The sequence below is a fragment of the Bradyrhizobium sp. 186 genome, assembly GCF_023101685.1.
Lineage (GTDB): Bacteria > Pseudomonadota > Alphaproteobacteria > Rhizobiales > Xanthobacteraceae > Bradyrhizobium.
In genome coordinates this window covers 560,214-579,136 of sequence record NZ_CP082164.1, presented here as the reverse complement: position 1 = coordinate 579,136, position 18,923 = coordinate 560,214, and the positions used below count along the sequence as shown (strand labels likewise).

At 65.2% G+C, this 18,923-nt stretch carries 22 protein-coding genes; 12 read left to right on the top strand and 10 right to left on the bottom strand.

The window, feature by feature from the left end:
- The first annotated feature begins 17 nt into the window (after nucleotides 1–17).
- The 3 genes from IVB18_RS02635 to IVB18_RS02625 are packed head-to-tail and all read left to right on the top strand — an operon-like array spanning nucleotide 18 to nucleotide 2,406.
- Nucleotides 18–323 carry a DUF6460 domain-containing protein gene (locus tag IVB18_RS02635; protein ID WP_247987788.1) on the top strand — a complete coding sequence of 102 codons (306 nt, stop codon included), beginning with the start codon at nucleotides 18–20 and terminating at the stop codon, nucleotides 321–323.
- 21 nt (nucleotides 324–344) lie between these two features.
- The gene (locus tag IVB18_RS02630; protein WP_247987787.1) at nucleotides 345–1,079 is read left to right on the top strand and encodes an MBL fold metallo-hydrolase; all 735 of its coding nucleotides are present in this window, start codon (nucleotides 345–347) and stop codon (nucleotides 1,077–1,079) included.
- Between the two features lies 1 nt (nucleotide 1,080).
- Nucleotides 1,081–2,406 carry an MATE family efflux transporter gene (locus IVB18_RS02625; protein ID WP_247987786.1) on the top strand — a complete coding sequence of 442 codons (1,326 nt, stop codon included), beginning with the start codon at nucleotides 1,081–1,083 and terminating at the stop codon, nucleotides 2,404–2,406.
- A 91-nt stretch (nucleotides 2,407–2,497) separates the two neighbouring features.
- Here IVB18_RS02625 and IVB18_RS02620 read toward each other — a convergent pair whose 3' ends face one another.
- Together IVB18_RS02620 and IVB18_RS02615 are read right to left on the bottom strand one after the other, a co-directional pair.
- The gene (locus IVB18_RS02620) at nucleotides 2,498–3,595 is read right to left on the bottom strand and encodes a quinone-dependent dihydroorotate dehydrogenase (RefSeq protein WP_247987785.1); all 1,098 of its coding nucleotides are present in this window, start codon (nucleotides 3,593–3,595) and stop codon (nucleotides 2,498–2,500) included.
- Nucleotides 3,592–3,936 (bottom strand): DUF952 domain-containing protein, encoded by a 345-nt coding sequence (locus IVB18_RS02615; RefSeq protein ID WP_247987784.1) that lies wholly within the window; start codon nucleotides 3,934–3,936, stop codon nucleotides 3,592–3,594. Before IVB18_RS02615 ends, IVB18_RS02620 begins: the two co-directional genes overlap by 4 nt.
- 203 nt (nucleotides 3,937–4,139) lie before the next feature.
- On the opposite strand from IVB18_RS02615, the gene IVB18_RS02610 reads away from it, so the two are divergent.
- Entirely contained in the window at nucleotides 4,140–4,793 is a 654-nt protein-coding gene (locus IVB18_RS02610) for a helix-turn-helix transcriptional regulator (protein ID WP_247987783.1), read from the top strand.
- 93 nt (nucleotides 4,794–4,886) lie between these two features.
- On the top strand, nucleotides 4,887–5,639 hold the full coding sequence (locus IVB18_RS02605) for a carbonic anhydrase family protein (protein WP_247987782.1): 753 nt from the start codon (nucleotides 4,887–4,889) through the stop codon (nucleotides 5,637–5,639).
- Here IVB18_RS02605 and IVB18_RS02600 read toward each other — a convergent pair.
- Nucleotides 5,636–5,962: an antibiotic biosynthesis monooxygenase gene (locus IVB18_RS02600; RefSeq protein WP_247987781.1), complete on the bottom strand. Its 327-nt coding sequence runs from the start codon at nucleotides 5,960–5,962 to the stop codon at nucleotides 5,636–5,638. The genes IVB18_RS02605 and IVB18_RS02600 overlap by 4 nt on opposite strands.
- Before the next feature lie 152 nt (nucleotides 5,963–6,114).
- On the opposite strand from IVB18_RS02600, the gene IVB18_RS02595 reads away from it, so the two are divergent.
- From IVB18_RS02595 to IVB18_RS02585, 3 genes are all read left to right on the top strand, one after another.
- The gene (locus IVB18_RS02595; RefSeq protein ID WP_247987780.1) at nucleotides 6,115–6,948 is read left to right on the top strand and encodes an AraC family transcriptional regulator; all 834 of its coding nucleotides are present in this window, start codon (nucleotides 6,115–6,117) and stop codon (nucleotides 6,946–6,948) included.
- An 83-nt stretch (nucleotides 6,949–7,031) separates the two neighbouring features.
- Entirely contained in the window at nucleotides 7,032–7,979 is a 948-nt protein-coding gene (locus tag IVB18_RS02590) for a 2-dehydropantoate 2-reductase (protein ID WP_247987779.1), read from the top strand.
- Nucleotides 7,976–8,461, top strand: a complete 486-nt coding sequence (locus IVB18_RS02585) for a cupin domain-containing protein (protein WP_247987778.1) — start codon at nucleotides 7,976–7,978, stop codon at nucleotides 8,459–8,461. The genes IVB18_RS02590 and IVB18_RS02585 overlap by 4 nt, the downstream gene beginning before the upstream one ends.
- A gap of 21 nt (nucleotides 8,462–8,482) precedes the next feature.
- Here the strand turns inward: IVB18_RS02585 and IVB18_RS02580 are convergent, their stop codons facing one another.
- The 5 genes from IVB18_RS02580 to IVB18_RS02560 form a co-directional block, all read right to left on the bottom strand.
- Nucleotides 8,483–10,126 (bottom strand): lysine--tRNA ligase, encoded by a 1,644-nt coding sequence (locus IVB18_RS02580; RefSeq protein WP_247987777.1) that lies wholly within the window; start codon nucleotides 10,124–10,126, stop codon nucleotides 8,483–8,485.
- Between the two features lie 254 nt (nucleotides 10,127–10,380).
- Nucleotides 10,381–11,289 carry a transporter substrate-binding domain-containing protein gene (locus IVB18_RS02575; RefSeq protein ID WP_247987776.1) on the bottom strand — a complete coding sequence of 303 codons (909 nt, stop codon included), beginning with the start codon at nucleotides 11,287–11,289 and terminating at the stop codon, nucleotides 10,381–10,383.
- Between the two features lie 248 nt (nucleotides 11,290–11,537).
- Nucleotides 11,538–12,128 (bottom strand): SCO family protein, encoded by a 591-nt coding sequence (locus tag IVB18_RS02570; RefSeq protein WP_247987775.1) that lies wholly within the window; start codon nucleotides 12,126–12,128, stop codon nucleotides 11,538–11,540.
- A gap of 24 nt (nucleotides 12,129–12,152) precedes the next feature.
- Nucleotides 12,153–12,347, bottom strand: coding sequence for a hypothetical protein (locus tag IVB18_RS02565; protein WP_247987774.1), 195 nt, complete (start codon nucleotides 12,345–12,347; stop codon nucleotides 12,153–12,155).
- Between the two features lie 244 nt (nucleotides 12,348–12,591).
- A complete protein-coding gene (locus IVB18_RS02560) occupies nucleotides 12,592–13,062 on the bottom strand; it encodes a hypothetical protein (protein ID WP_247987773.1) in 471 nt (156 codons plus the stop codon).
- 248 nt (nucleotides 13,063–13,310) lie between these two features.
- Between IVB18_RS02560 and IVB18_RS02555 the strand changes: the two genes are divergently transcribed.
- The 4 genes from IVB18_RS02555 to IVB18_RS02540 all read left to right on the top strand — a co-directional run bounded on the left by IVB18_RS02555 (nucleotide 13,311) and on the right by IVB18_RS02540 (nucleotide 16,852).
- The gene (locus IVB18_RS02555) at nucleotides 13,311–14,969 is read left to right on the top strand and encodes an FAD-binding dehydrogenase (RefSeq protein WP_247987772.1); all 1,659 of its coding nucleotides are present in this window, start codon (nucleotides 13,311–13,313) and stop codon (nucleotides 14,967–14,969) included.
- A gap of 11 nt (nucleotides 14,970–14,980) precedes the next feature.
- Complete coding sequence (locus tag IVB18_RS02550; RefSeq protein WP_247987771.1) at nucleotides 14,981–15,886, top strand: PHB depolymerase family esterase; 906 nt, start codon at nucleotides 14,981–14,983, stop codon at nucleotides 15,884–15,886.
- Between the two features lie 91 nt (nucleotides 15,887–15,977).
- Nucleotides 15,978–16,328, top strand: a complete 351-nt coding sequence (locus tag IVB18_RS02545; RefSeq protein ID WP_247987770.1) for a RidA family protein — start codon at nucleotides 15,978–15,980, stop codon at nucleotides 16,326–16,328.
- 158 nt (nucleotides 16,329–16,486) lie between these two features.
- Entirely contained in the window at nucleotides 16,487–16,852 is a 366-nt protein-coding gene (locus tag IVB18_RS02540) for a nuclear transport factor 2 family protein (RefSeq protein ID WP_247987769.1), read from the top strand.
- Nucleotides 16,853–17,044: 192 nt separating this feature from the next.
- Here the strand turns inward: IVB18_RS02540 and IVB18_RS02535 are convergent, their stop codons facing one another.
- Nucleotides 17,045–17,893 (bottom strand): amidohydrolase family protein, encoded by an 849-nt coding sequence (locus IVB18_RS02535; RefSeq protein WP_247987768.1) that lies wholly within the window; start codon nucleotides 17,891–17,893, stop codon nucleotides 17,045–17,047.
- Between the two features lie 3 nt (nucleotides 17,894–17,896).
- Nucleotides 17,897–18,874, bottom strand: a complete 978-nt coding sequence (locus IVB18_RS02530; protein ID WP_247987767.1) for an aldo/keto reductase — start codon at nucleotides 18,872–18,874, stop codon at nucleotides 17,897–17,899.
- Nucleotides 18,875–18,923: the final 49 nt, after the last annotated feature.

Genomic DNA, 18,923 nt, shown 5'->3' with positions numbered 1-18,923 from the left:
CCGCGAGGAGTTTTGCGATGGCCCACGACGTCAGAGATTTGCCGGCCGGCCGCAGTGATGGCCTGAACCGCTTTCTCGGCGGCTCGCCGCTGGCGGTCGCGTTCCGCCTGGTCCTGCTCTCGATCCTGGTCGGCGTCGTGCTCGCGGCGGTCGGCTTCGATCCCTGGAACATCATCTACAGCATTCGCCTGCTGTTCCAGCGGCTGTGGGATCTCGGGTTCGATACCGTCAACTGGCTGTGGCGTTACTTCCTGCTCGGCGCCGTCATCGTGGTCCCGATCTGGCTGCTGATGCGCGTTTTCGGCACGCCACGCGGCCGGTGAGATTTTGGGAGCCCGCAGCCGATGCAATTGCACTTTGTCGGTTGCGGCGACGCCTTCGGCTCGGGTGGCAGGCTCAACACCTGCTTCCACGTCTCGGGGCGCGAGGCCAATTTCCTGATCGATTGCGGCGCGTCGGTTCTGCCGGCGCTGAAACGGCTCGCGATCGATCGGAACGACATCGACCTGATCCTGATCACGCATTTCCACGGCGATCATTTCGCCGGCCTGCCGTTCTTCCTGCTCGATGCGCAGTTTTCACGTCGGACGCGGCCGCTGACGATCGCAGGCCCCGCAGGGATCGAGACGCGGCTCACGCAGGTGATGGAGGCGCTGTTCGAGCACTCCTCGAAGACAAAGCAGCGCTTCGATCTCTCCGTCATTGAGCTGGCGCCGGAGCAGAGCCGCAGCTTCGGCGCGGTGACGGTGACGCCCTACCCGGTCGTGCACGGCGAATCCGGTGGTCCCGTTCTCGCTTATCGCGTCGAGGCCGAGGGCCGCACGCTCGCCTACAGCGCCGATACCGACTGGACGGAGACGCTCATTCCGCTGGCGCATGGCGCCGACCTTTTCATCGCGGAAGCCTACATGTACGAGAAGGTGGTCAAGAACCATCTCAGCCTGAAGACATTGGAACAGCATTTGCCCGCCATCGGCGCCAAGCGGCTCGTCCTCACCCATATGAGCGACGACGTGTTGTCGCGCCTCGACGACATCGCGCATCTCGCCGCCGAAGACGGCATGGTGCTCGTGTTCTGACATGCACGCGCCCGTTCATCCCAGAGTCGGCAGCCGCCAGGTGTTCGCCATCGCCGGTCCCGCGATGGTCGCGAACCTCACCACGCCGCTGATCGGCGTGGTCTCGACCACGGCAATCGGGCGGCTGGACGATGCCGCGCTGCTCGGCGGCGTCGCGATGGCGTCGGTGATCTTCGATTGCCTGTTCTGGCTGTTCGCCTTCCTGCGCATGAGCACGCTCGCCTTCACCGCGCAGGCGCTTGGCTCCGGCGAGACGCGCGAACCAACCGCGATCTTGGTGCGCGGCTTCATCCTTGCCGGCCTGATCGGGGCTGCGCTGATCGCGATGCAACTGCCGCTGGCCGCCGTGCTGTTGGACCTGATGGGCGGCAGCGAGGGCGTCACGCGCGCCGCCAAGACCTACTTCACGATCCGGATCTGGTCGGCGCCGCTCGCGCTCGCCAACTACGTCATCCTCGGTTGGCTGATCGGCCAGGCCCGTGCCAATCCGGCGTTGCTGCTCCAGGTCGTCATCAACCTCGTCAACATGATCGCGACGATACTGCTGGTGCTGGTCTACGACGCCGGCATTGCCGGCGCGGCGATCGCCGCGGTGCTCTCGGAAGCGGTTGGATTCGGGCTCGGCGTGATCGTCTGCCGCCGCTATGCCGACGGCGGCTTCGCCGTGCCCTACGCAACCCTGTTCGACCGGACAAAACTGATGCGGATGCTGTCGGTGAACTCCGACATCCTGATCCGCACCGCGGCGCTGATCGCCGTGTTCCTGTTCTTCACCGCCAAGGGCGCGCGGGCCGGCGACGTCACGCTGGCCGCGAATTCCGTGCTCAACAATTTCCTGCTGGTCAGCGCCTTCTTCCTCGACGGTCTTGCCAACGCAGCCCAGCAGCTCTGCGGCCGCACTTTTGGCGCGCGCGATGCCAACGGATTTTCCGATTCGACCCGGCTGGTGCTGCTGTGGGGACTCGGCTTCGCGCTGGTCGTGTCGGCACTTTTCGCCCTGTTCGGGCCGAATCTGATCGATTTCATGACGGCGAGCGAAACCGTTCGCCGCAGCGCGCGCGAATTCCTGCCGTTCGTCGTGTTTGCGCCCATTCCCGGCGTGTTCGCCTTCGGCTTCGACGGCATCTATATCGGCGCGACCTGGGCACGCGAGATGCGCAATCTGATGCTGGCCTCGCTCGCGATCTTCCTCGCCGCATGGTGGGCGCTGCAATCGTTCGGCAATGCCGGACTGTGGAGCGCGCTAATCGCCTCCTACGTCGCGCGCGGCGGATTACAGGCCGCGCGCTATCCGGCGCAGTTCAGGGCGACGTTTCCGCGATCGTAGCCCGGATGGAGCGAAGCGAAATCCGGGACTTTCGAGCCAGTGGACAGATCCCGGATTTCGCTTCGCTCCATCCGGGCTACGCGGTCGCGCCTCACATCCCCGGCCAGTCTTCCGCCGTGAGCGTCGCGGCGTCGGCGCCGACGATTTCGGAGAGGGAATCCCGTCCCGTCCGCAACAGCGTCGACGTGAGGTCACGCTTGATCTCGTCGACGAGGCTGAGGCCTTTGTAGACCAGCGACGAATAGAGCTGGATCAGCGTGGCGCCGGCGCGGATTTTCGTCAGCGCGGCGCCGCCCGAATCGACGCCGCCGACGCCGATCAGGGGGAACGCGCCCTCGACGCGCACGTAGGTCTCCGCGACCATGCGCGTCGACAGGCGGAACAACGGCCGGCCGGACAGGCCACCCTGCTCCTTCGCCCGCATCTGCTCGCGCAGCGTGCTCGGCCGCGCGATCGTCGTGTTCGACACGATCATGCCGTCGACCCGGCGCGAGCGCGCAACCTGTACGACGTCGTCGAGCTGGGCGAGACTGAGGTCGGGCGCGATCTTGAGCAGCACCGGCGTGTCGCCGGCCTTCTGGCGCACCCGCTCGCGCGCATCGATCACTTTTGCGAGGAGATCGTTGAGCAGCGCGCCCTCCTGGAGGTTGCGCAGGCCCGGCGTGTTCGGCGATGACACGTTGATGGTGAAATAGCTCGCGACCGGCGCAAAGGTCTCGATCAGCTTGACGTAATCGGCGACGCGGTCGGGTGAATCCTTGTTGGCGCCGACATTGACGCCGACGATGCCACCATGCTGCGCGCGCGTGGCGAGCCTGCGCAACGCGGCTTCGGCGCCGTCATTGTTGAAGCCCATGCGGTTGATGACGGCCTCGTCGCGCTCGAGCCGAAACAGCCGCGGCCGTGGATTGCCGCTTTGCGGCTTCGGTGTCACCGAGCCGATCTCGACGAAACCGAAGCCGAGCCGCAGCAGCGCATCTGGCACCTCCGCGCTCTTGTCGAAACCGGCGGCCATGCCGATCGGATTGGGAAAGTTGAGGCCGAAGGCGCGCACCGCGAGCTTGGGATCGTCGGGCCGCGGCTTGCCCGGCGGCAGGAAGCGCAGACCCTGGATCGCGAGGCGATGCGCATCCTCCGGATCGAGCCAGCGCAGCATCGGCAGTGACAAGGCATCGAAAGCGCGGATCACGGCGCGAGCTCCGGAATGTCGTGGCTGCCGTCGGAGCGCATGTTGAGATTCGTCACCGAGATCACCGCGCCGAGATCGAGTTCGCCATAGAGATGCGGAAACAGCTCGTCATTGCGCGAGCGCTCCCAGCGCAAGCCGGCTCCGAGCGCCTCGTCGTCGATTTCGACCAGGAACAGCGCACGCTGGCCGAAGAAATGCTTCCGTGCGGTCTCGGGAACCTGGGCAGCGGTCGAGAGATGAATGAAACCGTCCCGCGCGTCGTCCGCGCTGCCCCGATACACGCCTTGCCGTTCCGCCTCGCGCCAGGCCGAGGCCGGACAGATTTTGTAGATCTTGACCACCGCTTGCGCAGCCCTGTTTGCCCGTTGAGTCAGCTCTTTGAGTCTCTTGGGGTTTTCGTCTCTGACGGGTCTTTAAATCCCGGGCGCGACCGTAAAGGCCACCCCTGCCGAACTCAAGACTTAGCCGCTGCCCCTTGCACGAAAAACGGAAAACCGGTTGATTTGAGGACAGTTTTCCTGAGTTGCGACGGGCTGGACCTTCCATGGTCAGGCAGGCCAAAGCGCAGAGGATGCTGACGCACGACCAGATCTGGGGCGCGCTGGATCGGCTGGCGGCGCGCGCCGGGCTGTCGCCGTCCGGGCTTGCCAAGCGCGCCGGGCTCGACCCCACCACCTTCAACAAATCCAAGCGCGTCACCTCCGACGGCCGCGAGCGCTGGCCCTCGACCGAATCGATCGCGAAGGCGCTCACCGCGGCCGGCTCCTCGATCGACACCTTCGTGAAACTGATCGGCGACGGCGCGGGAGCCGACGGCTCGATCCCGCTGCTCGGCTTCGCGCAGGCCGGCGCGAGCGGCTCTTTCGACGAATCCGGCTTTCCCAGCGGCAAGGGCTGGACCGATATCGCGCTGCCTACCGCCGAGGACAGCCACACCTTTGCGCTGGAGATTTCCGGTGACGCGCTTGCGCCGGCCTATCGCGACGGCGACGTCATCCTGGTCTCGCCGGACACGCCGATCCGAAAGGGGCACCGCGTGGTGGTGAAGACCAAAGCCGGCGACGTGACGGTCGCGACGCTGAAGCGCCGCACTGCAAAGGCGCTGGAGTTGCAGTCGCTCGATCCGACGCAGCCCGAGCGCACGATGGCCATCAGCGACGTCGCGTGGATCGCGCGCATCATGTGGGCGAGCCAGTAGGTTCGAGGCGCGATTGCCATTGCGACTCACCGCGCCTCTCGCCTAGGTTGCGCGCATATTCGCGGGCTCATAATGCATCTTAGGGGGAATATGATGAATCGCCGTCACGCTTTGAAAGCGCTCGCGGGTCTCGCCCTTTGTCCGCTGTGCAAGCCGGCGTTCGCGGCCGAAGGCGCGCATTGGAGCTATGAGGGCGCCGGCGGTCCGGCCAAATGGGGCGAGCTCGATGCCGCCAACAAGGCCTGCGCGGTCGGCCTGCAACAGTCTCCGATCGACATCGGGGGGCCGATCAAGTCGCAATTGCCCCTGCTGAAGCTGAGCTTGGCCAGGACCGCCGACACCATCATCAACAACGGGCACACGATCCAGCTCAACTTCACTGAGGGCAGCACGCTGACGCTCGGCGACGTCAAATACAAGCTGCTGCAGGTGCACTTCCACCGCCCGAGCGAGCACATGATCGCAGGCAAGAATTTTCCGATGGAGGCGCATTTCGTGCACCGCGCCGACGCTGGCGGGCTCGCGGTGGTGGGCGTGCTGATGGCGGAGGGCAAGCCAAATGCGGCTTTCAGCCAGATCGTCAAGACGATGCCGGCCACGGAAGGGCCTGCGGTGAAGGCAGACAGCGGCATCCATCCGGGCGCCATGCTGCCGCAGAGGCTCAGCTATTTCCGCTATTCGGGCTCGCTGACGACACCGCCCTGCTCCGAAGTGGTCGAATGGCTGCTGCTGACCGATCCGATCCAGGTCTCCGCCACCGATGTCGCTGCGTTTGCAAAACTCTATCCCATGAATGCGCGGCCGGTGCAGAAGGACAACCGCCGCTACGTGCTGCGCTCGATCTAATCACGAGGGAGCCGAGCCCGAACGTCGACGACGACCTCGTAGTTGGCGGCCGTTGCATCGAAGGCCGTCAGCATGGCTCGCGCATCGGAATCGACAATGGCCTTGTCGGGATCGGGACCGGTGAAGGCACGGATACTGTCGAGGTTCTGCCACAGCGTCAGCGCCAGCAACTCGGTGCCGCCCTCGGCCTCGCGCCGCAGCAGCGACGCACCGCAGACGCCATGGATCGCCTCAAGATGCGGAACGACCCTGGTCGCGAAATGATGCTGATAGGCGGCGGCCTTGTCCCGCGTGGCCGCCGCACGCCAGATGCGCGCGATCATTCGACTCTCCAAAACTTGCGACACAGACTTTTGACGGGGAAGAGGGGACTCGTATTGGCCGAAATTGCCGCAACGCTCCCATCCCGTTTTTGCGTCTCGCGCAATCCCGCCCGTGACGTCATGATGAGCGAGAGACGGGAAACGAGCTTGCAATGGCGCGCCGGAACACCGGGAACCACACGAACTACTGGCAGAGCCGGCGGATTGCCGGCATGAGCCTGCTGCGCGCCGATTTCCGCCATCACGACTACGGCACCCACACCCATGATGCCTTCGTGATCGCGGTGACCGAGGCCGGCGGCGCCGAAATCCGCAACCGGAACATTGCGCGGAAGGTCGGCCCGGCCACGCTGTTCGTATCCAATCCCGGAGACCGGCAGTCGGCGCGGATGGGCGACAGCGAACACTGGCGCTATCGCGCCTTCTATCTGGCACCGCCGGCGATCGACGATCTCGCCCGGCGCTTCGGCATCGACACCATGCCCCATTTCCTGGCGAGCATGCTCGACGACGGCGACCTGATCGAGCGGTTCGGCCGGTTGCACCGGGCGCTCGAGACCGAGCAGGACGGTCTCCTCGCCGACGAGCTCGTCATCGATGCGTTCGGCCGACTGTTCGCGCGCCATGGCAGCGGCGCCGGCCGCCGCAGCGTCCCCGCAGAACAGGACGCCGTCGCAATGCGGCTGATCGCGCTGATGCGGGAGCGCCACGCCGAAAACCTGAGCCTCGACGAGCTCGCCTGCGCCGCCGAGCTCACCAGCTTCCAGTTGATCGGACTGTTCAAGCGCGCCGTCGGGCTGACCCCGCACGCCTATCTCGTTCACATCAGGCTCAACGCCGCCTGCCGCCTTCTCAGGCGTGGCCATTCGCTGGCGGAAAGCGCGCTGGCGGCGGGCTTCTGCGACCAGGCGGCGCTCAACAAGCATTTCAGGCGCTGCTACGGCATCACTCCATTGCAGTTTGCGCAAGCCGCGCGAGCCGGCTGATCGGCGCAACGACAGCCCGCCGCAATTTCAGCCAATACTGACGAGGAATACGGGCCCTACAGCGATCCCCGGAGGTTCAATCGATGTCCCTGAGCGATCACGCCGCCACGTCTGCACGCCGCCGCATTGCGGTCATCGGCCTCGGCAGTATCGGCGGCATCATTGCCGGCTCGCTCGATGCGGCCGGCCGGCACCACGTCACCGCCTGCGTGAGACGCGGGATCGAACGGCTGGTCGTCGAACGCCCCGACCGCACCATCGAGGCGCGGCTTCCCGTCCTGACCGATCCGTCACGGGCCGATATCCATGACTGGGTGCTGTTGTGCACGAAGGCGCAGGACACCGCCTCGAGTGGGTCCTGGCTGCAACGGCTCTGCGGTCCCGGCACGCATGTCGCCGTCTTGCAGAACGGCATCGGGCATGCCGAACGGCTGGCGCCGTTCGTCGGACCGGCAACCGTGGTGCCGACCATCGTCTATTACAATGGCGAACGGCTTGCGCCCGACCGTGTCCGCTATCGCCGCGCCAGCGACTACGATTTTGCGGTCAGCGACGATGCCGGCGGACGCGCCTTCGTGGATCTGCTCGAAGGCACCTCGATGCAGATCCTGGTCAGCCTCGACTTCAAGACCATCGCCTGGCGCAAGCTCCTGCTCAACGCCGTGGCCAATCCGACCACCGCGCTCACGCTCCAGCGCCAGGGCGTGTTCCGGCGCGAGGACATGGGCGAGCTGGTGCTCTCCGCCCTCGAGGAGGCGGCTGCGGTCGCGCGCGCCGACGGCGCCCAGCTCACAGCCGACGAAGCCTCGAAATTGCGAGCGATGCTGACGACCTTCCCGCCCGACGCCGGCACCTCGATGTATTTCGACCGCATGGCCGGACGGCCATCCGAGGTGGATGCATTGACCGGCGCGGTGGTGGCAGCCGGCGAGCGCCATCACATCGCAACGCCGCTCTGTCGGATGTTGCTGACCCTGATGCGCGCGGCGGACGCTGCGCCGATCACCGATCTGACCAGGAAAGTGCAATGATCGCACCATCCAGATTAGCACTCCCTGCGTTCAATCCGGACGATGTGAGCGAGAGCAATTCTACGAGCTATCCGGCAGTGCATCGCGCCGCCAACCAGATGCGCTACAATCGCCGGCTCGGCGACTACGCGGGCCTGACAAATTTCGGCGTCAACCTGACCCGCATCATTCCGGGCGGCCAATCCTCGTTCCGCCACGCGCATTCGCGCCAGGACGAATTCGTGTTCGTGCTCGAAGGCGAGGTGGTGCTCGAGACCGATGGCGGCGCGCAGGTGCTGATGGCGGGAATGTGCGCCGGCTTCTCGGCGGGCAGCGGCGACGCACACCGCTTCGTCAACCGGACGGGGCAGGACGCGAAACTGCTTGTAATCGGCGACCGCACGGCGGACGATGAGATCAGCTATCCCGACGTCGATATGCGTGCCGAGCTCGGGCCGGATGGGCTTTACAAATTCACGACCAAGGCGGGCGAGCCGCTTTAGCCCCGCTCACCCATCCCGCAATCATGCGCTCCGCGCCAGCGCGCCGTCGATCATGTTGATCGCGTTCTGGATGCCGTAGACGGCGACGAAGGAGCCGAAGCGCGGGCCTTTCTCCTGGCCGAGCAGGACCTGGTAGAGCATGTTGAACCAGTCGAGCGTGACGCCGGGCCGGCCGTCCTTGCCCTTCTTGACAGAATCGAGAAACGGATCGCGGCGGCCGATCTCGTAGACGACGTTCTGGATATCCTCGGCCGAGGATTCCGGCGGCAGTTGCGACAGCGCATCGCGCAAATCCTGCAACGCCGCGCGTTCGGTCTCGGTCGGCTCGCGGAACTGCTTCGTCGGCGCCACGAAGTCACGGTAGTAGTTGATGGCGTAGCCGACCATCGCATCGAGCTTTGGATGCGTCTGCGGCGACACGCCGGGGCGATAGCGGCCAATAAAACCCCACAGCGTCTCGGCATTTTCCGCATTCGACGACGACACCAGCGTCAGCAGAAGCTGGAACGTGACGGGCATGTCGCCCTTCGGCGGATGGCCGCTGTGGATATGCCAGACCGGATTGCCGAGCTGCTGCTTTCCATCCTGCTTCGCAAAACCGTCGATGAACTGCTGGTAGTCGTCGACATTGCGCGGAATGACGTCGAAATAGAGCCGCTTCGCCGCCTTCGGCTCGCGATACATGAACAGCGACAGCGATTCCGGCGAGGCGTAGCGCAGCCACTCGTCGATCGTGAGCCCATTGCCCTTCGACTTCGAGATCTTTTGGCCCTTCTCGTCGAGAAAGAGCTCGTAGTTGAAACCTTCGGGCGGCGTGGCGCCGAGCGCCTTTGCGATCGCACCCGACAGCTTCACGGAGTCGATGAGGTCCTTGCCGGCCATCTCATAGTCGACGTCAAGCGCGACCCAGCGCATCGCCCAGTCGGCCTTCCACTGGCACTTGACGTTACCGCCGGTGACGGGCGTTTCAACTTCCTCGCCACTGTCCGGATCGACATAGGTCACGGTGCCCGCCGCAACATCGCGGCGGATCATCGGCACCTGGAGCACGATCCCGGTGGTCTTGCTGATCGGGAGGAACGGCGAATAGGTCGCGCGACGGTCGGGCCCGAGCGTCGGCAGGATGATCGCCATGATCTGGTCGTAGGCAGCGAGCATCTTCAGCAGCGTCGCGTCGAAGCGGCCTGATTTGTAATAGTCCGTCGAGCTCGCGAACTCGTAGTCGAAGCCGAAATGATCGAGGAAGGCGCGCAGGCGCGCGTTGTTGGCGGCGCCGAACGAAGGATATTCGTTCGAGAACGGGTCCGGCACGGCGGTCAGCGGCCGTCCGAGATACTGCGCCAGAAGATCCTTGTTCGGCACGTTGTCCGGCACCTTGCGGAAGCCATCCATGTCGTCGGAGAACGCGAGCAGGCGCGTCTTGATCTTGTCCTCGGTCAACACGCGAAAGGCGTGGCGCACCATCGAGGTGCGCGCGACCTCGCCGAAAGTGCCGATATGCGGCAGGCCGGACGGGCCGTAGCCGGTCTCGAACAGCACCTCGTCCTTGGGCGATTTTTTCAGACGCGCGACAATCGCCTTCGCCTGCTCGAACGGCCAGGCGCTGGATTGTTCGGCGAGCACACGCAGGTCGCTCGGGTTTGCGGCAAGATCGATAACGGACATTAAGGGCCTCCGGGCCGCGGAAAATAGCGATTTCCGGGCAGAATGCAAAAGTTCGTGCGGCTTTCGCCGCGCCTACTCCCTCGCCCCGTTCTTACGGGGCCGGGACGAGCTTCGCTCGCCCTGAGAGGGTTGGGTGCGGGGCTGCTTCCGCAATCACGGTGAGAGTTGGACTCGCGGAGAGTCCCCCTCACCCGGACCGCATCTGACGATGCGATCCGGCCTCTCCTCGCAGGCGGGGAGAGACGAAGAAGAACCTAAAACGGGCTCACCGAAAAATACCGCAGCCACAGATCGGTGTAGCGGCCCTTTTCCCAGACGCGGAACAGCGCCCAGTTCAGGGCCTGGCGCAGCACGTCGTTACCCTTGCGCACGGCGATGCCGATGCCCTCGCCGAAGAAGCGGCTCTCGACGAAGGGGCCGCCGGAGAAGGCGCAGCAATCGCCCGAATCAGTGCCGTTGATCCAGAACGCCAGCGAGATGGCGTCGCCGAAGATGAAATCGACTTCGCCCTTGCGCAAGGCGCCGCGCATCGCGTCGTCGTTGGGATAACCGTGCAGCTCGGCGTCGGTGAACATCGCCTTCAGATAGGCTTCATGCGCGGAGCCCGCGATCGCGCCGACCTTCTTGCCCTCGAGATATTCCGGGCGGATCTCCGGCATCACCGCATCCTTGCGCGAAGCGAAGCGCGCCGGCACACGATAGTAGGGATCGGTGAAATCGACGCGGGCGCGGAGCTGCGGGCTCACCGCCATCGAGGCGATGATGGCGTCGCCCCGGTTGGAGGCGAGCGCATCGACCAGCGTCTCGAAGCGGCGCATCTGCACCGTGCAGGTGACCTTGATCTCCTCACACAGCGCGCGGGCGAGATCGACGTTGAAGCCGGCCGGATTGCCGTCGGCGCCGGTGTAGTTGAACGGCGGATAGTCGGTCTCGGTCAGGAAGCGGATTACGGTCAGGCGCGACAGGTCCGGTCGCTCCGGGCGCCGTCGCGGGTCCCAGAAACCGGGCACGGCCTGGGGGGCGGCCCGAGGCGAGGCTTGAGGCGCCGCCGGGGCCTGGGCTTTTGCGCCGGTCAGGCCTGCGAGCAGGCAGAAGCCGGCCGCCAGCCCAAGCAGGACACGGCGAACGGTTTGGAGCGATTTTACCTGTCGCGATGCGGCCATCGGCGGGAAATGAACGAATTTCGTTGGGATCGGAGCGCCTTATAGACCATCCCGCCGGGAACGCGAGCGCCGATTGCGGCCTCAAAGGGCGGTGGACTCCCTCTCCCGCTTGCGGGGGAGGGCTGGGGTGGGGGTGCATCCGCAGGCGACGTTCCCCAAGAGGAGAGAGCCCCCACCCGGCGCTTCGCGCCGACCTCCCCCGCAAGCGGGAGAGGTGCAGCGGAGTTCGCGGCTCGATCGAACAAACGTCAGAGATACCGCTTCAGCTCTGTCGCCGCTTCTTCGGGGCTGCGCTTCAGGTTGAACGGCGAGACGAACCTGCCGTCGCGGTCCATCAAATAGATCAGCGCGGTGTGGTCCATGGTGTAGTCGCCGTCCTTGGTCGGCACCTTCTTGGCGTAGACCCGATAGGACGTGATCACCTTGGCGGTCTCGGCGGGATCGCCGCTCAGGCCCTCGAGATGCGGATCGAAGCTCGTGAGATAGTCTTTCATCGCGGCCTGGGTGTCCCGCTCGGGATCGACCGAGATGAAGATGGCGTTGACCTTGTCGGCATCCTTGCCCATCGCCCGCAGCACTTCCGAGATCTCGAACAGAGAGGTCGGGCAGACGTCGGGGCAATGGGTGTAGCCGAAGAAGATCAGGGTCGGCTTGCCCTTGAAGTTCTTGTCGGTGACGGTCTTGCCATTCTGGTCGGTGAGCTGGAACGGGCCGCCGATCGCGGCCGGCTGCGCCACCTTGCTCACCCCGCCCATGGCCCAGAATATGATCAGGAGCCCGACGACGAGGCTTGCGGCGAAGGCAGTTGCGATCACCAGCGGGCGGGTGGCGGAACTCATGGGCGGAACACTTCCTGTCGCGGATCAGAAGCAGGCGGCAAATCCGGTCCTGATCATTTCGAAGAACATTTGGGTGCCGTAGTGGAACCACAGCGCCAGCACGCCGATCACGACGAGCCCACTGATCCCACCAGCCGCGAACAGCAGCACGAACGGCGTCCGGCCGGCAGTAGGCGAATTGTCCGAGACCGGATGGGTGGTGTGCAGCGGTTGAGCCATGACAACGATCGGGGACGGAAGCCCCGGTTCCCTGCCTTTCAAATAGGCGCTGGCGTGCCGACCGGCAAGCGGCGGATGGACTGGAGATCACGTGCGAATGAGGTTCTCCGTCATGCCCGGGCTTGTCCCGGGCATCCACGTCTTTCGGACCGAGCGGACGTGCGTGGATGGCCGGGACAAGCCCGGCCATGACGAAACGGAAAAATCAGCGCGAGAAGGAGAGGCCGGCGTGAACCGGCCGCGCCTACCGCGACGACGGCTTGATCGCCGAGGCCTGCGCGTCGAGGTAGCAGGGCTTGTACATGGCCTGGAGCTGCTTGCCCCTCAGGAAGAGCATATGCGGGGTGAGGCCGCCGCGCTGCATAATCCAGCGTTTCACCTGCGACGGATACATCGCGTAGAGCATCTGGGTCGCCTCGGAATTTGTGATGGCCCGGCCGTTGGTGCCGAAATCCCAGGCGGCGTGGAAGCCGAGCGTCGCGTGCGAGGTGACGCAGATACGGTCGCGCGGAATGGCGCCGAGGACGATGGTGCAGGCGGAGGCACAGAGGCCGTCGATGATGACGGTGTCGCCGGACTGCCGCAGGTCCTGATATTTGTCGACGTAGGTTCCGATCCGGCCGCCGCGGTCATCCGCGATCCGAACCACTGCGTGAGAAGCCCCCATGCCCGCGATCAGGAGAACCGCCGCGAGCAGCCCCGTCAGAAACTTCATTGTGCCCCGCCCCAGTCGAATTCGAATCTGTGTGTCAGGTGGTGATGCGCCGCTAGCGTCCGTCGTAACCGCGGTTTTGTCTAGGCAGGCCGGCTCGCTCAAAACAAATTCAAATCCAGTGTTGCGTCCGCGCTGCACTCGGCGGGCTTGGTCCCAAAGTGGAACAAGTTAATGATGTCTTACGCGCCACACCCTTGATCTCAGCTGCAACCGCTGGCTTCAATCCGGACAACTACAGGGGGGAACTCATGACTGAGCAAGCGGACGTCATTGTCGTCGGCGGGGGACTATCGGGACTGGTGGCGGCAACCGAAATCGCGGATGCCGGCAAGCGGGTGATCGTGGTCGACCAGGAAGGTGAGCAGTCGCTCGGCGGCCAGGCGTTCTGGTCGTTCGGCGGATTGTTCCTGGTCGATTCGCCGGAGCAGCGCCGGCTCGGCATCAAGGACTCCTTCGAGCTTGCCTTCCAGGACTGGCTCGGCACCGCCGGCTTCGACCGCGACGAGGATTTCTGGCCGCGCCAATGGGCCGAGGCCTATGTGGCGTTTGCCGCAGGCGAGAAGCGCGACTGGCTGCGCGCGATGGGTCATCGCATCTTTCCCGTGGTCGGCTGGGCCGAGCGCGGCGGCTACGACGCAATGGGCCATGGCAATTCGGTGCCGCGCTTTCACGTCACCTGGGGCACGGGCCCGGGCATCGTCGAGCCGTTCGAGCGTCGCGCGCGCGAAGCCGTCAAGAGCGGGCGGCTCGTCTTCAAGTTCCGTCACCGTGTCGATGCGCTGTCCGTCACCAATGGCACCATCGATGGCATCAGCGGCGTCATTCTCGAACCTGATCATGTCGAACGCGGCAAGAGTTCGTCGCGCAATGTAGTCGGCGAGTTTTCGTTGAAGGCGCAGGCCGTGATCGTCGCCTCCGGCGGCATCGGCGGCAATCACGAGCTGGTGCGGCAGAACTGGCCGAAGCGGCTGGGCGAGCCGCCGAAATTCATGATCTCCGGCGTGCCCGAACATGTCGACGGCCGCATGATCGGCATCACCGAGAAGGCCGGCGCGCGGCTGATCAACCGCGACCGCATGTGGCATTATGTCGAGGGCATCCAGAACTGGAATCCAATCTGGCCACGCCACGGCATCCGGATCCTGCCCGGCCCCTCCTCGATGTGGTTCGACGCCACGGGCACGCGGCTGCCGGCGCCGCTGTTTCCCGGCTCCGACACGCTCGGACAGCTCCAATACATCATGTCCACGGGATACGATTATTCCTGGTTCATCCTGACGCAGAGCATCATCAAGAAGGAATTCGCGCTGTCGGGCTCGGAGCAGAATCCCGACCTCACGGGCAAGAGCTGGCGCATGACCTTGCGCCGCGCCACCAACAAGGGCGCGCCCGCGCCGGTAGAGGCGTTCAAGCGCCACGGTGTCGACTTCATCGTGCGCGACAAGCTCGAGGACCTCGTTGCGGCGATGAACAAGCTTGCCGGCAACGACCTGCTCAGGCTCGACGAGGTGCGGATGCAGATCGAGGCGCGCGACCGCGAGATCGCCAATCCTTACGTCAAGGATGCGCAGGTGATGAACATCCACAACGCGCGCCGCTACATCGGCGACAGACTGATCCGCACGGCCTCGCCACACCGGATTCTCGATCCCACGCGCGGGCCGCTGATCGCGGTCAAGCTCAACATCCTCACCCGCAAGACGCTGGGCGGCTTCGAGACCGATCTCGACTCGCGCGTGTTCGGAGAGGACGGCCAGGTCATTCCCGGCCTCTACGCGGTCGGCGAAGCCGCGGGCTTCGGCGGCGGCGGCGTGCACGGCTATCGCTCGCTCGAAGGCACCTTCCTCGGCGGCTGCCTGTTCTCGGGCCGCAATGCGGGCCGCGCCGCGGCGAAAGCGGCAAGCTAGTGCGACGGTGGATGCGCATCGGGCCGCTTGTTGCGGCATTGGCCGCCGCTTCGGCCGCATCCGCCGATACGATCGACGTCAACGGCGCGAAGCGATCCTATAGCGCGCAACTGCCAGCGAAAAAGCCGGCACCGCTCGTAATCGTGCTGCATGGCAAGACCCAGCGCGGCGCCGACATGGTCGCCCGGACGGCATGGCCGCAGGTCGCAAAGCGCGAGGGCCTGGCCGTGGTCTTTCCGGACGGGCTCAACAACGCCTGGGCCGACGCGAGGACCAAGGCAGGACCTGCGCTGCGTGGACCACCCGCGGGCACCGATGACATCGCATTCATCGCAAAGCTTGTCGAGAAGCTGGTGGCCGACGGCACGGCCGATACCAGGCACGTCTATGTCACCGGCGTCTCCAATGGCGGCGCCATGGCGATGACGCTCGCTTGCGCCCGCGCCGATCTGTTTGCGGCCGGCGCGAGCGTGATCATGAATCTCACCGACGAAGCCGCCGTCACGTGCCATCCATCGCGGCCGCTGCCGATGCTGATCATGAACGGCACGGCCGACCCGCTGGTCCCCTACGAGGGTGGACGCGGATCGAGCTATTATGCCGCGGACGGGTTCTGGTCGACCGCCGAGACGCTGGCGTTCTGGCGCAAGCTCAATGGCTGCGAGACCGGTGACGCCGGCGTGACGGACCTGCCCGACAGAGCGCCCTCCGACCAGTCCACCGTCACGCGGATTTCCTCGCGGTGTCCCGGCGGGCACGACGTCGTGCTTTATCGCGTCAACCGTGGCGGCCACCGCATGCCCGGATTTTCTCCGGATGCCCGTTTCCCGAAGGTCGCGGCGGGCCTGCTCGGACCGCAGAACGGTGACATCGACGGCGCCGAGACGATCTGGACGTTCCTCAGTCAATTTCCGTAGGCAGGCCTGCGTTGCCGACCACGCATGCGCCGCCGGGGTGGCGGAGCGCGAAGTGCTGCGCTAGACAGGGCCGCCATTCAAGGAGACCCCAATGAGCATTCAACGTTTTGAAACCGGCCCACGCATGAGCCAGGTCGTTGTGCACGGCGACACCGTCTATCTCGCCGGTGTCGTCGCCAACAACGCCGCCGGCGAGAGCGTGACCAAGCAGACCCAGGACATCCTGGCGACGATCGACAGCCATCTCGCCAAGGCCGGCACCGACAAGTCGAAACTGCTGTCGGCGACGATCTACATCACCGACATGAAGACGTTCCAGGAGATGAACGCGGTGTGGGACGCCTGGGTCTCGCCCGGCAACACCCCGGCCCGCGCCACCGTCGAAGCCAAGCTCGCGGCCGCGCAATATACCGTCGAGATCATGGTCACTGCCGCGAAGTAATTTTCGCAAAAGACCAGCATGCAACTGAGGCGCGATGAAAATATCGTCGCGCTTCAGTTCTTTGTGCGAGCATGATCTCCGAGGTAATCGATCCGCGCGCGTAATCCTTCGATAGTCAGGGACAGCCGAACGACACGGCGCCATCGAAGGAGAGCACCATGACCGATCCCACCGCTATCGCCCGCCGCTACATCGATCTCTGGAACGAGCGCACGGCAAGCCGCCGGCGCGCGCTGCTGAGCGAAAACTGGACGGCGGATGCGAGCTATGTCGATCCCCTGATGAAGGGCGACGGCCATGATGGCGTCGATGCACTGATCGCCAGCGTGCAGCAGCGCTTTCCCGAGTTCAAGTTCAAGCTGATCGGCGAGCCCAACGGCTATGGCGACCATGTCCGTTTCAGCTGGGGCCTAGGCCCCGACGGCGTCGACAGCCCGATCAAGGGTACTGATTTTGCGGTGCTCAGGGATGGGCGCATCAGGAGCATCATGGGATTTCTGGATCAGGTGCCCGCGGGGGCGTGAGGGGCCCTGCTCGTTGCTGCGCCCTCTCCCCTTGTGGGAGAGGGCAGCTCCGCTCGGAGACACGGGCTCACTGGGGTGAGGGGTTCTCTCCGCGCATGACTCTCGCGGAGAGGAATTCGCGGAGAGAGACCCCTCATCCGGCTTCGCCACCTTCTCCCACAAGGGGAGAAGGAAGAGCAGAGCGCGCAGGCTTTAGCCAGCCACCAACCGATACGCCTGCTGTGCATTCACCCCGAATGCCTTGTTGCGCACGTGCGGGCCAAGCTTCGCCAGACATTCCTCCAGCGCACCCTTGATCTCGCCGTAACTCCCCGCGAGCAAGCACACCGGCCAATCGGAGCCGAAGATCAGGCGGTCCGCGCCAAAACACTTTGCGGCGTGTTCAACGAACGGAAAGAGCCGCTCCGCATCCCAGTCGTTCCATTTCGCTTCCGTCGCGAGCCCTGAGATCTTGCACCAGACATTGCCGCAAGCAGCGAGCGCGGCGACGCGGTCGGCCCATTCGGTGCTCCAGCCATCGGCGATGGGCGGCTTGGCGGCGTGGTCGAGCACGAAGCACGCTTGCGGAAAGGCCTGCGCGGTCGCGATCGCGGCCGGCAGCTCGCGGGTGCGGACCAGGAAATCGTAGGCGAGATCGCGGGCGAACATTGCGGTGAGGCCGCGCTGGACGTCCTCACGCAACAGCCAATCAGGATCGAGCTCGTCATGAACCTGGTGGCGGATGCCGACCAGCTTTTCGCCGCCGGGCGAAGCACGCAGCCGGTCGAGCGTTTCGTCGAGCGAACCGTCGGTCAGATCGGCCCAGCCGACCACGCCGACAACGAAAGGGTTTTCGCGCGCGATGCGCAAAAACTCTTCGGTCTCCGCCAGCGCGGAGCGGCATTGCACCACGATGCTTGCGTCGATGCCGTTCGCATTCAACAGCGGTGCGAGATCCGCGGGACCGAAGGCGCGGCAAATCGGCGTAAGCTCAGGCGCGTCCATCCAGGGATAGTCGGCGCGTTCCGGGTCCCAGAAATGCTGGTGGCCGTCGATGATCATGCCTTACGCTCCTCCCGGCAGCGGCGCCCGCGCGTCGACGAGCTTTCGCGCACGCAGCTCCTGCCAGAAGCCCGGCGGCACCGTGCTCTCCGACATCGCGATGTTGTCGGCGACCTCCGTGGCGTTGCGCGCACCCATCACGGCGACCGTCACCGCGGGATGCGCCATGCAGAACTGGAGCGCGGCGGCCTTCAGCTCGGTGCCGTGCTTGCGGCAGAGCTCGTCGAGCTCGCGCGCCCGCGCAATCAGCACCGCGTCGGCATCCTGATAGTTGAACTTCGCGCCGGCATGCGGATTGGCGAGGATGCCGCTGTTGTAGATGCCGCCGAGCAGGACGCCGATGTTCCTTTCGCCGCAGACCGGGAACAGCGCATCCAGCGCGCCCTGGTCGAGAAGCGTATAGCGCCCCGCGAGCAGGAAGCAATCGACCGGCACGGCTTCGGCGAAACGAACCAGCATCTCCGACTGGTTCATGCCGGCGCCGATCGCCTTGACCGTACCGTCGGCGCGCAGGCGTTTTAGCGCGCGGAACGCGCCGGCAACCGCGTCGTCATAGTGATCGTCCGGATCATGCACGAGCAGGACATCGACGCGGTCGAGCCCAAGGCGAATAAGGCTCTCCTCCACCGACCGCATCACGCCGTCATGGCTGAAGTCGAACACCGGCCGTTCGCGCTGCCCGCTCTTGTAATGGTCGTCCTCGGCGGCAACGCCATCGGGCGCGCGCAGCAGGCGGCCGACCTTGGTCGAGATGGCGTAGGAATCACGCGGCTGTTGCCGCAGGAAGGCGCCCAGCCGCCACTCCGCCAGACCAAAACCGTAGAGCGGCGCGGTGTCGTAGAAGCGGATGCCGGCCGACCAGCCCCGCGCGATCGTCGCCTCCGCATCGGCATCGCTGACCGGTGCAAACAGTCCGCCGAGAGGTGCCGTGCCGAGACCGATTGATGTCACTTCGAGCGTGCCAAGCCGTGACTGTTTCATTCCCATTCCTTCCAACAGTCCAATTCAGCTCTCCCGCTTGCGGGATTCG

Coding starts and splice junctions, on each gene's coding strand:
- IVB18_RS02635 (WP_247987788.1), top strand. CDS start 18: ATGGCCCACGACGTCAGAGATTTGCCGGCCGGCCGCAGTGATGGCCTG.
- IVB18_RS02630 (WP_247987787.1), top strand. CDS start 345: ATGCAATTGCACTTTGTCGGTTGCGGCGACGCCTTCGGCTCGGGTGGC.
- IVB18_RS02625 (WP_247987786.1), top strand. CDS start 1,081: ATGCACGCGCCCGTTCATCCCAGAGTCGGCAGCCGCCAGGTGTTCGCC.
- IVB18_RS02610 (WP_247987783.1), top strand. CDS start 4,140: ATGGTCAGGCAGGCCAAAGCGCAGAGGATGCTGACGCACGACCAGATC.
- IVB18_RS02605 (WP_247987782.1), top strand. CDS start 4,887: ATGAATCGCCGTCACGCTTTGAAAGCGCTCGCGGGTCTCGCCCTTTGT.
- IVB18_RS02600 (WP_247987781.1), bottom strand. CDS start 5,962: ATGATCGCGCGCATCTGGCGTGCGGCGGCCACGCGGGACAAGGCCGCC.
- IVB18_RS02595 (WP_247987780.1), top strand. CDS start 6,115: ATGGCGCGCCGGAACACCGGGAACCACACGAACTACTGGCAGAGCCGG.
- IVB18_RS02590 (WP_247987779.1), top strand. CDS start 7,032: ATGTCCCTGAGCGATCACGCCGCCACGTCTGCACGCCGCCGCATTGCG.
- IVB18_RS02585 (WP_247987778.1), top strand. CDS start 7,976: ATGATCGCACCATCCAGATTAGCACTCCCTGCGTTCAATCCGGACGAT.
- IVB18_RS02580 (WP_247987777.1), bottom strand. CDS start 10,126: ATGTCCGTTATCGATCTTGCCGCAAACCCGAGCGACCTGCGTGTGCTC.
- IVB18_RS02575 (WP_247987776.1), bottom strand. CDS start 11,289: ATGGCCGCATCGCGACAGGTAAAATCGCTCCAAACCGTTCGCCGTGTC.
- IVB18_RS02570 (WP_247987775.1), bottom strand. CDS start 12,128: ATGAGTTCCGCCACCCGCCCGCTGGTGATCGCAACTGCCTTCGCCGCA.
- IVB18_RS02565 (WP_247987774.1), bottom strand. CDS start 12,347: ATGGCTCAACCGCTGCACACCACCCATCCGGTCTCGGACAATTCGCCT.
- IVB18_RS02560 (WP_247987773.1), bottom strand. CDS start 13,062: ATGAAGTTTCTGACGGGGCTGCTCGCGGCGGTTCTCCTGATCGCGGGC.
- IVB18_RS02555 (WP_247987772.1), top strand. CDS start 13,311: ATGACTGAGCAAGCGGACGTCATTGTCGTCGGCGGGGGACTATCGGGA.
- IVB18_RS02550 (WP_247987771.1), top strand. CDS start 14,981: ATGCGCATCGGGCCGCTTGTTGCGGCATTGGCCGCCGCTTCGGCCGCA.
- IVB18_RS02545 (WP_247987770.1), top strand. CDS start 15,978: ATGAGCATTCAACGTTTTGAAACCGGCCCACGCATGAGCCAGGTCGTT.
- IVB18_RS02540 (WP_247987769.1), top strand. CDS start 16,487: ATGACCGATCCCACCGCTATCGCCCGCCGCTACATCGATCTCTGGAAC.
- IVB18_RS02535 (WP_247987768.1), bottom strand. CDS start 17,893: ATGATCATCGACGGCCACCAGCATTTCTGGGACCCGGAACGCGCCGAC.
- IVB18_RS02530 (WP_247987767.1), bottom strand. CDS start 18,874: ATGAAACAGTCACGGCTTGGCACGCTCGAAGTGACATCAATCGGTCTC.